Annotated in this window: 13 protein-coding genes and 1 pseudogene; 2 read left to right on the top strand and 12 right to left on the bottom strand. The window is 47.1% G+C overall.

The genetic code is table 11. The features are described from left to right. Positions 1 to 75 precede the first annotated feature (75 nt). The 4 genes and pseudogenes from pgsB to cysK all read right to left on the bottom strand — a co-directional run. Positions 76 to 1,218, bottom strand: a pseudogene (gene pgsB, locus NYR52_RS03025) (poly-gamma-glutamate synthase PgsB); the annotation flags it as partial. A 320-nt stretch (positions 1,219 to 1,538) separates the two neighbouring features. Then, on the bottom strand, positions 1,539 to 1,859 hold the full coding sequence (locus tag NYR52_RS03020) for a YuzD family protein (RefSeq protein ID WP_132219613.1): 321 nt from the start codon (positions 1,857 to 1,859) through the stop codon (positions 1,539 to 1,541). A 26-nt stretch (positions 1,860 to 1,885) separates the two neighbouring features. Continuing rightward, a complete protein-coding gene (locus NYR52_RS03015) occupies positions 1,886 to 3,019 on the bottom strand; it encodes a bifunctional cystathionine gamma-lyase/homocysteine desulfhydrase (protein ID WP_132219612.1) in 1,134 nt (377 codons plus the stop codon). A gap of 1 nt (position 3,020) precedes the next feature. Further along, positions 3,021 to 3,950 (bottom strand): cysteine synthase A, encoded by a 930-nt coding sequence (cysK, locus tag NYR52_RS03010; protein WP_259436248.1) that lies wholly within the window; start codon positions 3,948 to 3,950, stop codon positions 3,021 to 3,023. A gap of 354 nt (positions 3,951 to 4,304) precedes the next feature. Between cysK and NYR52_RS03005 the strand changes: the two genes are divergently transcribed. Both NYR52_RS03005 and NYR52_RS03000 read left to right on the top strand, forming a co-directional pair. Continuing rightward, complete coding sequence (locus NYR52_RS03005; RefSeq protein WP_022737806.1) at positions 4,305 to 4,535, top strand: NifU family protein; 231 nt, start codon at positions 4,305 to 4,307, stop codon at positions 4,533 to 4,535. 209 nt (positions 4,536 to 4,744) lie between these two features. Continuing rightward, positions 4,745 to 5,989 (top strand): Nramp family divalent metal transporter, encoded by a 1,245-nt coding sequence (locus NYR52_RS03000; RefSeq protein WP_259436247.1) that lies wholly within the window; start codon positions 4,745 to 4,747, stop codon positions 5,987 to 5,989. Between the two features lie 132 nt (positions 5,990 to 6,121). Here the strand turns inward: NYR52_RS03000 and NYR52_RS02995 are convergent, their stop codons facing one another. From NYR52_RS02995 to NYR52_RS02960, 8 genes are all read right to left on the bottom strand, one after another. Further along, a complete protein-coding gene (locus tag NYR52_RS02995; RefSeq protein ID WP_259436246.1) occupies positions 6,122 to 6,499 on the bottom strand; it encodes a hypothetical protein in 378 nt (125 codons plus the stop codon). A gap of 62 nt (positions 6,500 to 6,561) precedes the next feature. Further along, positions 6,562 to 6,945, bottom strand: a complete 384-nt coding sequence (locus NYR52_RS02990; RefSeq protein WP_259436245.1) for a hypothetical protein — start codon at positions 6,943 to 6,945, stop codon at positions 6,562 to 6,564. Between the two features lie 276 nt (positions 6,946 to 7,221). Further along, positions 7,222 to 8,190: an ABC transporter ATP-binding protein gene (locus tag NYR52_RS02985; protein ID WP_102991571.1), complete on the bottom strand. Its 969-nt coding sequence runs from the start codon at positions 8,188 to 8,190 to the stop codon at positions 7,222 to 7,224. Position 8,191: 1 nt separating this feature from the next. Continuing rightward, the gene (locus tag NYR52_RS02980) at positions 8,192 to 9,208 is read right to left on the bottom strand and encodes an ABC transporter ATP-binding protein (RefSeq protein ID WP_259436244.1); all 1,017 of its coding nucleotides are present in this window, start codon (positions 9,206 to 9,208) and stop codon (positions 8,192 to 8,194) included. Positions 9,209 to 9,222: 14 nt separating this feature from the next. Next, positions 9,223 to 10,149: an ABC transporter permease gene (locus NYR52_RS02975; protein WP_022737801.1), complete on the bottom strand. Its 927-nt coding sequence runs from the start codon at positions 10,147 to 10,149 to the stop codon at positions 9,223 to 9,225. Between the two features lie 7 nt (positions 10,150 to 10,156). Next, on the bottom strand, positions 10,157 to 11,086 hold the full coding sequence (locus NYR52_RS02970) for an ABC transporter permease (RefSeq protein WP_022737800.1): 930 nt from the start codon (positions 11,084 to 11,086) through the stop codon (positions 10,157 to 10,159). A gap of 99 nt (positions 11,087 to 11,185) precedes the next feature. Then, a complete protein-coding gene (locus NYR52_RS02965) occupies positions 11,186 to 12,811 on the bottom strand; it encodes a peptide ABC transporter substrate-binding protein (protein WP_022737799.1) in 1,626 nt (541 codons plus the stop codon). Positions 12,812 to 13,176: 365 nt separating this feature from the next. Continuing rightward, positions 13,177 to 14,817 carry a peptide ABC transporter substrate-binding protein gene (locus NYR52_RS02960; RefSeq protein ID WP_259436243.1) on the bottom strand — a complete coding sequence of 547 codons (1,641 nt, stop codon included), beginning with the start codon at positions 14,815 to 14,817 and terminating at the stop codon, positions 13,177 to 13,179. Positions 14,818 to 14,941: the final 124 nt, after the last annotated feature.

Below are 14,941 nucleotides of genomic sequence, written 5' to 3'. Positions count from 1 at the left end.
TTTCCCGAGGGATTCTTTCTTTTTATAAGCCCGGTTTCGCTCTTCTTTCGCTTGCTGATTCATGTGCTCAAAAATCTCGCACAACGGTTCGGCGGAACCGTGAATATTGCCAACTCCGTACACCATCCGATTTTGCAGCTTCGGCTTGATAGCCTTCATGATCGCTTCCGTCGGTTGGTCTTCCAAATCTAACAATGTGTTGCATTTAATGAGACCTGCCTGATAGGCATCCACAATCGGTTGCGTCGTTTGGCCGATCACCACCAACGTATCAATCTGCATATGCGGCAACACATCTCTAGCAAACTGTTCTGTGCGATCCACCCGGTCCGGACGGCAATTCATCACCACAATGGGATCTTGCGTCGGATAGCCCAGCATTTTGACCCGCTCCCAGATATTCAAGGTGGAAGCCGCGTCATTAGCCGCGAATCCATTCACAAAGTAAGAGGGTGTGTCACTATGTTCCAATGGCAGAATCCGCATGGCACCCGGGTCGGGATGCGCATTGAGCATGCCACGGAATGCCGTTTCTTCATCAATTCCCACCGCTTCTGCAACCGCTAGCGCCAAAGCGGCGTTCTCAGGAAAAACCATGTAATCAAATTGACGTAAAAATTTCTCGGAAATACGGGAGTTATCGGCAACATGTACTTGTGTTTTACGTTGCCTTGCCACTCGCTTGAAAAAAGGAACATACGGCCCATCTGAGACGATCAAGTGGCCATTGTATGGGATGGTGGCTGTAAAGGCGTCAGCCACTTCGCGCAGGGTAGGTCCCATCACATCCATGTGGTCCTCCAGCACATTCACGATCACCCCAACATTGGCTTGTAACATCTCTTCTTGGAAAATGATCTGATAGTCAGGATTGACCGCCATACATTCACTCACCAGACAGTTGGCTCCCATCCGGGCCGTTTCAGCCACCACCACTTTTTGCTCGCGAATGTTGGGGCCTTCCAACCGTCTTTTGATCGGCTTCTCTTCATCCTTGTACCAATAAATCATACGCGCCGCCGTTCCTGTCGTCTTGCCGACCGCTCGGTATCCTGCCTCCACCATCACCCCGGTGATCAGGCGCGTAACGGTTGATTTACCGCGAATTCCGTTGATGTTGATACGTAGCGGAATCGAATCAATATTCTTCTGGTGTTTTCGCTTTTCCCAAATTCCTAAAAATAAAAGAATGCCCATAAATATGGGGATGAGCCACATACTTCTCATCTCCTATTCAAGAGTTAATCAATCCGTAGTGCACCACAACATCTTATATAATAAAGAATTCTAAAAGAGTTGCTACATCTAAAATTTGTCTACATCATGAATCTCCTGCTATATAAAGGAATAACAACCTATCCTACCTGTATTTCTTTATTCGGAGCAATAATAAATTTTGAATCCATCAATATTTACCATAAAAACAATATCATTAATCAAGACTAATGGTTGGAGCGCATTACAAAGAGGAGCTCACCTCCAACTATGGTTGACAATAAAAAAAGCTCTGGCCTGATGCCAGAACTTTTTCTGCGGGTTCAACTTAACTGCTTTACCCCCACACGCTCGATTTTTTGACAGATTTCTTTCAATTTGGGATTTCCTTCCGCTACAATCTCTCCTTCGATGACGACCACCGGATACCAGAGATCCTCATCCAGCACCCGTTTGGCAAACGCCACCGTTTCCGCCGAGCCAACCGGTTCATGGATATCCACGTAGTGCACATCCACTTGTTCACCGTATTTCCTTTTTAATGCCGCTTCCAGCCAAGACGATGTCTCTTTGGCTGAAGGGAAATTGACGCAACTGGGGCAAATCTGCTCAGCGCCATACACAAATACGGTTATCGTTTTCATTGATGTCAACTCTTTCCCCTGGAAGATTAGGATAAAGCCTGTTCCAAATCCATCAACAAATCTTCTCCATCTTCCACACCCACAGAGATGCGGATCAATCCATCGGTGATCCCCAGCTCACGCCGCCGTTCGGCAGGAATGGAAGCATGCGTCATCCGCGCAGGCACGGAAATCAAACTCTCGATCGCTCCCAAGCTTTCAGCTAACACAAAATAACGCGTTTTTTCCATGACTTGGTCAGCCAGTTCCGCACTGCCGACGTCAAAGGAGACGATCCCCCCGAAGCCTCGGGCCTGTTTAGCCGCCACTTCATGCCCTGGATGCTGAGCGAGGCCGGGATAGTACACTTTTTGCACGCGGTCATGCTCACTTAGCCATGTTGCCAGCATGTGGGCGTTTCGTTCATGTTGCTTCATCCGCAAGCCAAGGGTGCGAATCCCGCGCATCAATAGCCATGAATCTTGCGGGCCGAGAATGCCACCAATCGAATTTTGCAGAAAATGCAGTTCTTCCCCCAATTGGGCGTCTTTGGTCACAATGATGCCGGCTACCACATCGCTGTGGCCACCCAAATACTTGGTGGCACTGTGAATTACCACGTCAGCTCCCAAGTCGAGCGGGTTTTGCCAATAGGGGGTGAGGAACGTGTTGTCCACGGCCAACAAAGCACCCGCTTCCCGCGCAATATGCGACAATGCTTCAATATCGCTCACTTTAAGGAGAGGATTACTGGGGGTTTCCATATAAATCGCTTTTGTATTGGGCTTTAGTGCCGCGCGGACGGCATCCGGATCGCTGGTGTCCACGAAGGTAACATTGAGACCCATCCGGTTGAAGACACGGCTGATCACCCGGTACGTTCCCCCGTACACATCGTCACCCACAATCAAGTGGTCGCCGGTGTTAAAGAGAGACAGGAAAGTGGAGATCGCCGCCATGCCTGACGAGAAAGCCAAGCCTCTCGCTCCGTTTTCCAGATCAGCGATCAGCGTCTCCAAAGCAGCCCGAGTGGGGTTTCCTGTGCGCGAGTACTCATAACCCGCATGTTCTCCCACTCTTTTTTGTTTGTAGGTCGACACTTGATAGATCGGCACACTCACCGCGCCTGTGTGAGGGTCGCCGAAGACACCACCATGAATCATTTTTGTATCCAACTTCATCTCATACACCGCCTTGGTAAATTTTTTTGCTGAGATAGCGTTCACTGCTGTCAGGAAAGACCGTGATGATCCGAGTTCCTTCCGGTGCCTTTGCCGCCAAACTTAACGCCGCATAGCACGCCGCACCGGAAGAGCTGCCGACCAGCAATCCCTCTTTCGCGGCCAATTCCTTCACCAGCCGAAACGCGTCTTCATCTGATACAGTGACCACTTCATCTATCATATTCCAATCAAAATACTCAGGAAACATCTCCATTCCAATTCCTTCGGTTTTATGTGGTCCAGGCTCCCCACCAGCAATGATTGAACCCTCCGGCTCCACAATCACCGTTTGAATGTCCGGGTTTTTCTCCTTCAGATAGCGTGCCACTCCCATAAACGTACCCGAAGAACCCGCCCCGGCGACGAAGATGTCGATTTTGCCATCCATCTGCTCCCAGATCTCCGGCCCTGTTGTTTCATAATGCGTCTGTGGGTTGGCGGGATTGGTAAATTGTTGAGGGCAATAAGCCCCGGGAATCTCTTTCGTTAATTCCAGCGCTTTGTTCATCGCTCCGATCATGCCCTCAGCGGTCGGGGTGTTAACCACTTCCGCACCCAGCGCACGCATCAGCTCCTGCTTCTCCTCCGAAAACTTCTCCGGCACGACAAAAATGACGCGATAACCAGTGCCCACTGCTGCCAAGGCCAAGCCGATGCCTGTGTTTCCCGCTGTTGGCTCAATGATCGTACCACCCGGCTTGAGCCGTCCACTCCGTTCCCCATCCCGGATCAGGCCCATGCCCAAGCGGTCTTTGACACTGCCTCCAGGATTAAAATACTCCAGTTTGGCATACAGCTCGACCCCTTTGGCCAACCCCATGCGATGCAAACGGATCATCGGTGTGTGGCCAATCAACTCTCTAATATCGTCAACAATCTTTTTTTTCATAGGAGTTGCCCCTTTAACCAAATGATACAGAAAGAGGGTGGATCGATTTATCACGACACGCGGGCCAGCCTGGGCATGGGGAGCATTTCAGCTGTTAAGCCGAAGCCAGGCTGCAAGCGCGCCGGTCAATCCCCTTCTTCCATACATTGTCATCCTCATAATATATAGGACGATATACTCATCTTAACAAGAAATATGTCAACTAAAAAGACTTCGACACATCCCGTTTTGTCACGACAAACAAAGGCATGCCAAATGGACATTGATTTTGTTGAGAAAGTAACCTACAATGAATGTGATTCACCTGCTTTATTGAGTGAACCCATCTCTGTGGGAAAGGGGTTGTTTGTTACCATGAACGTACAAGAGCGTGTACAAGAAGTATTAGATAAATTGCGTCCGTACATTCAGCGCGACGGCGGTGACGTGGAATTAGTGGAAATTTCCGATGATGGCATCGTTCGCGTTCGACTGCTTGGCGCTTGCGGCAGCTGCCCAAGCTCGACAATCACGCTGAAAGCCGGCATTGAGCGCGCGTTGATGGAAGAAATTCCAGAAGTGCGCGAAGTTGAACAAGTTCTCTAAGACCAAAAACCCTCTACGCGTTAGAGGGGTTTTTCTTATTTTACAGAAAAAGGAAGAAAATTGATAGGCATTATTTGAAATCAGACGTTTTTCCGAATAGTGAGTTTAACAGTGGGTACCCGTTTGCTACAATGAGATAAAAGTCCCTGTGAACGGCAAAATTGTCGGTCACATTTTTCCACAACTCAGATCATTAGGAGGGACATTCCATGCATGAACCACTTCCCCCTTCCTCATTGAAGGACAAACTGCCCCTACTCGGTCCCGGACTGATTGCGGCCGCCACCGGTGTAGGCGCGGGCGACCTGATCGCCGCTCTCGTTGCCGGAACGAATTATGGCGTTGCCTTCATCTGGGCAATTCTGCTAGGTTCTCTGTTGAAATACACGCTAAATGAAGGGGTTGGTCGCTACCATTTGGTCACAGGGCAAACGCTTTTGCAGGGTTGGCGCACCCTTGGCCGCTGGACGCTCGTATATTTCGGTGCTTACCTCATGATATGGGGCTTCATCTATGGCGCTGCTGGCCCCACCTCCACCGCTCTGGCTGCGACGGCGATGTTTCCACAACTATCGTTCAACACATGGGCCATCGTGCACAGCTTGCTTGCGTTCGTCCTCATCTTTCTAGGCCGTTATCAATTGTTTGAACGAGTGATGACCGCTTTGACTGGGTTGATGTTTGTAACCGTGGTTGGATCGGCAGTGCTGATCTTCCCCGATTGGACAAAAATCTTTTCAGGTCTCATTCCTAACGCTCCCGATAGTTCTTTTATCTTTGTACTCGGTCTGATCGGCGGGGTGGGCGGTTCCATCACCATGGCCTCTTATGGCTACTGGATCAAAGAAAAACGCTGGTCCAGCCCGGCTTGGCTGTCAGTCATGCGTCTCGATTCGGGCTTAGCCTATGCGTTGACGGCCATTTTCACCTTGTCGTTACTTATTGTGGGTGCAGAATTCCTCTATGGCTCCGGCATCGTCATCCAAGATGAAAAAGGGCTGATCACCTTGGCCCGGATGTTGGGCGACAAGTTTGGCACTCCCGTTCGCTGGTTGTTCCTGCTGGGCTTTTGGTCCGCATCTTTCACATCCGTGCTAGGGGTGTGGAATGGCGTCTCCTACCTTTTTGCCGACTGGATGCGCCAAATTAAACGTGAACCGGAAACCACTCCGATCAGCACCACCTCACCCACTTACCGCTTTTATGTCGCTTGGCTCACCTTTCCGCCGATGCTCTTGCTTTTCTGGGGCAAACCCGTCAGTCTCGTCATTCTATACGGTGTGCTAGGGGCCCTGTTCATGCCTTTTCTAGCCATCACACTCTTGTTCCTGCTCAACGCCAAGCAGCTGGACGATGCTTATCGCAATCGTTGGCTAACCAATCTGATGTTGTGGGTAGGAATCCTCCTGTTCGCAATCTTGGCAATCAAAGAATGCTTAGAGCTCTTTCAGTGATCTTCATCGGTTAGGAGGGGTGAATCACCTAGTTTATTACAAAAAAATGTCGGCAAAGTCTGCAATCAAACAAACTTTGCCGACAAGCAAAACGCCTGAAGGAGTATGATCGGTAACTCTTAATCGATTGATTTAGTATGATCCTTTACAAGAAACCCCTCCACGTGCTCCAGATATTTGAGTCCAAATAAATACCCTGTAAACAGATGAACTGTTGGCAGGAGTTCTTATCGTTACTTTGGTATTCTTTGACAATGAAGGTTGTTCAGGTGTTTGATAAAGAGCGTTTTTCCATTCACCATTCTGTTTCACTTCTACTCTAGCAAATCCTTTACCTAATTCGTTAGTAATGGTACATGCTAAGTATGGATAAGCAGTAGTTACCTCTGAAGAACCCCAATGATCCCACAGTACAAGATCATAATTCCAACCAACTGCCAATGCTGAAGTAGGTACTAGCGCAACACAAAAAGCAACGAGCATAAGTAAAACAAATCTTTTCTTTTTCATACTAACCTCCATGAATTTTTATATAAAAGCTCTCGTGTCGATTCATACGAAACTGGAAAAAATCACTTTGATGTTGGTAGTGTATTACTACCATAACACCTTACTTTTCCACTGACTGCTCCATCCAATCCTACACTAATATAAACGCGATATTTTGTACTTGAGCTACTAGCTGGCGCTGACAATATTTGTGGCCAGGAATATAAATCTTCTCCTGGCAAAACATTTATCCAAGATCCACCTGTATCCTTTTGCAGATATGCTGTTGCATATCCATATTTTGTAGGAGTAATCTCGAAATTAATATATTTGTAACTGGTTGTACAACTGCTAGTTCCCCACCTAGTCCCTTCTGCAAGATTATACACCCAGCCTTCAGCTGAAGCAGAAAAAGGTAACGCAATAACAGACAAAAACATGGTCAGTAGATACAAGCATTTTTTCAATCTTCAACCCCTCCTTAGTAATATATTTCGAATACCAAATTAAACATTTTCATTATAAACAAATAACTTAATATTATCAATAGTTGTATAATTTTCAATTTATTACACGAATTAATTTTTATATTATATAATGGTAACTAATTAGTTTAAATGTTCTATTAAAAAGGTAATGAAACATTGGATGCTTAGGCTTGTATTTACTGCTATTTAAATTTAAGTCTATCACCATTCCAGATAAACAAAGCCCGGACCTTAAAAGGTCCAGGCTTCAACAGATCATTCGTTATATAAATGGCATGCGACAAAGTGGTTCGGTTTCGCTTCTTTCCACTCTGGTACCGCCGTGGCGCAGATGTCCATCGCTTTGGGACAACGTGTACGGAAACGGCAACCGCTCGGCGGGTTGATGGGACTTGGTACATCCCCTTCCAAAATAATGCGTTCCCGCGTTTTGGCCACTTCTGGATCAGGAATTGGCACCGCCGACAACAATGCCTCGGTGTAAGGGTGCAACGGTTCATCATAGAGTGCGTCACTATCCGCCAATTCAACCATGCTACCCAAGTACATCACGCCGACGCGGTCTGAAATGTATTTCACCATCGACAAATCATGCGCAATAAAGAGGTAGGTTAACCCTTTTTCTTTTTGCAGACGGCGCATCAGATTGACCACTTGCGCTTGGATCGACACATCCAACGCGGAGATCGGTTCGTCGGCGATGATGAAGTCCGGTTCTACCGCCAATGCACGGGCAATTCCGATCCGCTGGCGCTGGCCGCCGCTAAACTCATGCGGAAAACGTTCGGCATGATCGGCATTCAAACCGACTGTTTCCAACAGCTCTACCACCCGTTTGCGGCGCTCTTCCCCTGTCGCCAAACCATGGATGTCGATACCCTCGGCGATGATGTCCAACACATTCATCCGCGGGTTGAGGGACGCGTATGGATCTTGGAAAATCATCTGCATTTCGCGGTTGAACTTCTTCAACTCTGGGCCTTTTAAGTCATTCACATTGACACCTTTGAAAGTGACGCTACCAGACGTCGGATTGTACAATCTGATCAAGGTTCGGCCGATGGTCGATTTACCGCATCCCGATTCTCCCACCAAGCCTAGCGTTTCACCGCGGTAGATATCAAAGCTGACCCCGTCGACCGCTTTGACGATTTGGCCGCCGCCCACATCAAAATGCTTTTTGAGTTCTTTAACGGACAAGATCACTTCTTTGTTTTTACTCATCTTACTTCCCTCCTACTGCAGCCGTTGGCGGTTTGACTTCGGGCGCCATCGGATGTTGTAACCAACATGCCACCTGGTGTGTGGAAGACACCTCATCCAGCTCGGGCATTTCTTGCGTACAAATACTCATCGCATGTTGGCACCGGGCCGCAAAAGGGCATCCTTTGGGTGGGTCGAGCAAGTTTGGCGGCGTACCCATAATCGGCAGCAATTCTTGGTCGCGGGTCAAGTCCAAACGCGGCATGGAACCCAACAATCCCCATGTGTATGGATGTTTTGGTTGGTAGAAAATCTCTTCCAGTTTGCCGCTTTCCACTACTTTGCCCGCATACATGACAACAACACGGTCGGCGATATCCGCCACCACCCCGAGATCATGGGTGATCAGGATAATGGAAGTACCCGTTTTCTCTTGCAGTGCTTTCATCAAGTCAATGATTTGCGCTTGAATCGTCACATCCAGCGCCGTTGTCGGTTCGTCCGCGATCAATACCTTCGGTTGGCAAGCCAACGCAATCGCGATCATGGCCCGTTGCCTCATCCCACCGGAAAATTGGTGTGGGTATTGATCCAATCGTGATTCAGGCGAAGGGATCCCTACCAGGCGCAACATTTCAATCGCTTTTTCCCGCGCCGTCTTTTTGTCCAGCTTCTGGTGTTTGATCAGCCCTTCCATGATCTGCGTGCCGATCGTCAACGTCGGGTTTAAGGAGGTCATCGGATCTTGGAAAATCATCGAAATCTCCGACCCCCGGATTTTCTCCATCTGCTTTTCTGACGCTTTGGTCAAATCAGTGCCTTCAAAAATGATTTCCCCCTGTTTGATTACCCCCGGTGGATTGGGGATTAGCCGCATAATCGTCTGCGACGTCACACTCTTACCGCAACCAGACTCACCTACAATCGCGATGGTTTCTCCTTTGTCCAAATGGAAATCAACGCCGCGAACCGCTTTGACTTCCCCTTTGTATGTTTTAAAAGACACATGCAAGTCTTTGACTTCCAAAATTTTGCTCATTATCGATTCCCCCCCTATTTCCGCATTCTTGGATCTAGTGCGTCTCTCAATCCATCACCCAATAGGTTAAACGACAAAATGATGATGGACAGAACCACCGACGGGTAGATCAATTGATATGGGAAAATCTGTAGATACGTAGACGCATCGTTAATCAGTACACCCAAACTCGCTTCTGGTGGGCGAATCCCCAATCCGATAAAGGCCAAAAAGGCTTCAAAGAAAATCGCGGATGGAATCGCAAAGGTAACAGCGATAATGATGGGACCCATCACGTTGGGAATCAGGTGTTTCAGCAAGATACGCGCATGGCTTGCTCCCAAAGTGCGCGCCGCCAACACGTATTCTTGTGATTTCAGTTTCATCACCTGCGCCCGCACCACGCGTGCCATTGGCACCCAACCAGTAATCGCCATCGCGATCGCTACAGGGACAATGCCCGGATCAAAAATTAATAACATCAGAATGATCACAATCAGGTTTGGGATGGAGTACATGACTTCAAGAATCCGTTGCATGATCATATCTACGCGGCCACCAAAGTAACCGGATATTCCTCCAAATGTGACCCCGATCACCACATCCAAAAATGCCGCCAGGAAAGCAATGGTCAAAGAGATTTTCGCCCCGTACCACACGCGTTGCCATATGTCGCGGCCTAAGTGGTCCGTTCCAAAATAATGGTCCGAAAAGCTTTCTTTGTTCGCGACTTCCAGCATTTGCGTTTGCCAGTCATAGCTGTTGGCCAATGGACCAAAAATAGCTAATAACAAGGTAAGGACAATCAAGGACAATCCCAGCACCGCACCGAGGTTGGAGCGGAAGCGGCCCCATACATCTTGCCAATAGCCGACCGGCTTTCTCGTTAAGGCGTCCTGTTCTTTTTTTTCAATCTGCGCCGGTTTAAATAAATCAGGACTCAAATTTTTTGCCTTTTCCATCTTCCAATCACTCCTTTGCCCCAGAAATGCGAATGCGCGGATCGATCAATCCGTACAGCAGGTCCACCAAGAAAATGACAATGATAATAAGTGCACTATAGAACACGGTCACACCCATAATCATGGTGTAGTCATTTTGCTGAATCGATTGTACGAAGAATTTGCCCAAACCAGGCAAGGCGAAGATTTGCTCGATGACGAGAGATCCGGTGATGATGTTCACCGCAAGCGGTCCGAGTACGGTCACCGCAGGAATCAACGCGTTGCGCAATGCATGGCGGATAATGACGGTCGAGCGATTCAGCCCTTTCGCTTTCGCCGTTTTCATGTAGTCTTGATCCAACACTTCCACCATCTCCGTGCGGACATAACGGGAGATCTGGGCAATAACCCCGAATGAAAGTGCTAACGACGGGAGAATGGACGATTCGTATGATTCCCATAAGCCAGGCGGCAACCACTGCAACTTCACGCCGACAAAATAAGATAAAAATCCACCCATAACAAAGCTGGGGACGGACACACCGAGTACGGCAACAATAATAGCCGCGTTGTCAACCAGCTTGCCTCGGTTCAATCCGGCAATCGTGCCAAGCAACAAACCAATCAACGTGCCGAAGATCACCGCTTGTGATCCCACAAATGCAGATACAGGGAACCCTTGAGCAATAAATTCGACTACTTCGCGGCCATCAAGTGTCATTGATTTGCCCAAATCACCTTGAAGGAGATTGCCCATAAACTTTACATATTGCACAGGCAGTGGATCTTTTAACCCATATTGTTCCAAAATTTGCTCTCTGACTTGTGGCGGGATTTTCTCTTCATTTTTCAAAGGAGTTCCCGGCAACAGATGCATGATAAAGAAGGTGATGGTGATGATTAACCACAACGTGACAACCATGTAACCTAAGCGTTTTAACGTATACCTTAGCACGCAACTCACATCCTTTCGTCAATCTCCAATAAGCAAGGATGAAGGTATATGTCCGTATGCGGACATATACCTTCGTTCATTCAAACCATTCGCGCGCAATTATTTCTTGCCCTCAATGGACACCTCTTTGAGGCTGTATTGAGCACCAATGACGCGCCATGGCCAGTTTTTCACATAATCCTTTTTCAAGCCCAATTGGTTACGGAAGTACAACATCGCAATACCCGTTTCGTCCATCAGGATTTTTTCCGCTTGCTTCAGTTGTTCCAAGCGCTCTTCGTAGTTTTCATTCACTGTGGCCGCTCTGATCAGTTTGTCATACTCATCGTTTTTCCATTTACCACGGTTGTAGCTTTCATCCGATTTCATGATGGTCAGGTATGTGAGCGGATCGTTGTAGTCCGCGCCCCAACCACCAATCACGATATCGAACTTACCGTTTTTACCGCGGTTCAAGCGCTCTTTGAAGGTAACGGAAGCGATTTCCACATTGACACCCAAGTTCACACGGAACTGCTCTTTAAAGAACTCGGCTTGACGTTTTGCCTTGGTGGTGTCATCCGTCAGCAATTCAACCGTCGGAGCTTTGTCCATACCGATTTCTTTCAATCCCTCGGCCAAGAGTTGTTTTGCTTTTGCCGGATCAAACGGGAAGTCGTATTTCACAATGTCACGGTATTTTTTATCCGGAGTGGCGTAAATTGCAGAATGCACAAAACCACTTGGCAAAGTAGAACCGTTTTTCAAGACGCTGTCGATCAGTTTTTGACGGTCGATCGCTAAGCTGAACGCTTGGCGAATTTTTGAGTTTTTAAAGAACTCTTTTTCTCTTTGGTTGAACTCAAGGTACCAAACGCTAGACTCTTCAATAACAAATTTTTCTTTGCTACTTTTGTACTTATCTAAGAATTCTGCACCCAAATAGGCGAAGTCTGTTTTGCCTGTTTCATACAAGTTGATCGCTTGCGAGCTGTCTTTCACGATGTTGACGTTGACGGTGTTCAACTTCACATTTGCTTTGTCCCAATACAAATCGTTTTTCTTGTATTGGAAGCTCTTTTCGTGTTTCCAATCAGACAGGACAAAGGCGCCGTTGTACACCATATTTTTCGCTTCCAACGCATATTTGTCGCCATACTTCTCAACGATGTCTTGGCGTTGCGGCAGGAAGGTTGGGAATGTTAAGAGAGCTTTAAAGTACGGGATCGCCGTTTTCAGCTTCACTTCCAGCGTTTTGTCGTCGAGGGCTTTCACACCGACATCTTCCACTTTCGCTTTGCCGGTGTTGTATTCTTCAGCGTTTTCAAGCACGTACATCATTTGCACATACTCGGAAGCCGTTTTGGGATCCAGCACACGCTTCCAAGAATATTCAAAGTCCTTGGCGGTGACTGGCTTGCCATCGCTCCACTTCGCGTCGCGGATCTTGAAGGTCCAAGTTTTTTGGTCATCGCTTACTTTCGGCTCTTCAGCAGCCATGGCTAACACCGGTTGATCCTTGCCATCTGCTCGGTACAAACCTTCCAAGACGTTATCCAAAATGGTAAAGGATACGGAGTCAGTCGCTTTTGCACTGTCCAAGCTTGGCGGCTCTTGCAATTCGATCAAGTTAAGCGTCTTTCCGTCATCTGATCCGCTATTGCTTCCAAAGTTACAAGCAGATAAGACCAATGATAGCGCGAGCAACACTGCGAAAACCGACGAGAACTTAAATCCCTTGCTCATTCAATTGCCCCCTTTTTTTATGATTAAAAAAATATATAGTTTAGACCAAAGTGGTCTTAAACCCTAAATTTGGAAAAAAGTAAAAAAAATAAAAAGGTTTCACACAATTCGTTAGTGAGAGTCGCTCATCTATGTAGATTGCGCCACAGTCACGAACATAAGTACCCTTAAATTTTGAACAATTCCATCTCCTGCATTAACTTGCGAATCCACCACATAATTATATTTAACTCATAATTCATGTATTTGTAAAGAGTTATGTTTTGGGAAAATACATGGAAGCATGTCAATAGTAAAAGGCGGATTCTCTTAAGAGAATCCGCCTTTTACTATTGACAAAACCGAAAAATACTAGTAATACGGGCCTATTTCTTGTCTTTAACAATATACGCCCATTTCAATGTATAACTTGCACCAGTCGCGTGACGATATAAGTCTTTCACCTTAGGTTTCTGGATATACGCCTTTGATGCATAAAACAGAGGAACAAATCCCGCTTGCCCTTCACCTTGCACATCTGTAAGAATTTTTTCAGCCTCAAGTAAGATTTTAAATTGTTGCTTGGCGTCTGTCGTATTCTTGGCCTGCTCAATCAACTGGTCATATTTCGCGTTTTTAAATCCAGAAAAGTTCATTGGGTTATTTGACTGCCAAATCTCAAAATGGCTGATCGGATCATCATAATCCGCAGTCCAGGTCAGCATCCCCATATCATAATCGCCACGGCTTAAGCGATCTACATGAATTTTCCACGTAGGTGCGTCCAGTTTGATGTCCCAGTCCAATTTTTTTCTGAGCTGATCTTTGATATTCACGGCAACATCCCGTTTGGCGGTCGAGTCATAACTAACCATGACCACATCGTTCGGCGGAGCAGAAAGATTCAATTCACTCAGCCCTTGTTTAAACAGCTCTTTTGCTTTTGCCACATCCGGTTTGACGACTTCCCCGTTGACGCGGAATGAATTAATCCCTTCACCCGACAACGTCGGAGGAATCAGCGCTCCAGCCGGTAAAGAACCGTCTTTCATGATTTGCACCATTTCTTCACGGTCCAGTGCAAGCGTAATCGCTTTGCGGATCTTTTCATTCTTGAAAAAAGGATGCTTTTGGTTCAGCATGATAAATACGGTCGAAGCCTCTTTAACTTCTAAGTAGTCAGGCGTTTGCTTGAAGGCGTCCACAAAAGCTTGGTTCAATAAAGCGGTGTCCAATTGGTTGGAATTGTACAAGTTAATGCCTTGTGCCACATCTTTGACGATGTGGATGTCCACTTTGGTCAAGCTGACAGCGTTCTTATCCAAGTATTTCTCATTTTTGACCAATTCGACTTTTTGCTGAGTCCAACTGGATACGACAAATGGCCCGTTATAAACCATGTATTCCGGTTTGAGGCCATATTTATCTTTATATTTTTCAACAATGTCTTTTCGCTGAGGCAGGTATTCCACATGTGTTGTCATATTGATAAAGTTAAGCGTGGGTTTTTCGAGTGTAACGACCAGCGTACGATCATCTTTCGCTTTCACGCCCACTTCATCAGCACTTGCTTGGCCACTATTGAATCGCTCGGCATTTTTGATCGGGAACAAGATATATGCGTATTCCGATTTGGTTTTCGGATCCAATGCCCGCTTCCACCCATATTCAAAGTCATATGCTGTAACGGGCTTGCCGTCGCTCCACTTGGCATCTTCATGAAGATAAAACGTGTACACCTTTTTGTCTTCACTGATATCGTAGCTGGTTGCCATTCCCTCTTCCGGTTTTTTCTCTTTGCCCAAACGCATGAGCCCTTCTTGCACATTGTTCAACACGCTCATGGTCGGTACGTCTTTTGCTTGCGTGCTGTCCAGCGTGGTCAACTCACCGGTGTCACTCAAGCGCAAGGTCTGATTATCACTTAGAGAAGAACCTTTTTGTTGATTGTTGCTCACGCCGCATCCGGCAAAGATCACACTGGCGGAGAGGATCATTCCCAAAATCCCATTCCATTTTTTCCACATCAGCGCTAAGCCCCCCTTTATCAAACGAGGGCATGTCAGGTGAATAGGCTAGCAGGTCCAACACTGTTTTTTCACTTCGCGCGTGACGAGACACGCTTCTGAAAAAGGTTTTTTCACCGCTTCT

This window comes from Laceyella sacchari (genome assembly GCF_024927925.1).
GTDB classification, from domain to species: domain Bacteria; phylum Bacillota; class Bacilli; order Thermoactinomycetales; family Thermoactinomycetaceae; genus Laceyella; species Laceyella sacchari.
The sequence above is the reverse complement of the archived record's forward strand: the minus strand, read 5'-3'. Positions and strand labels throughout refer to the sequence as shown.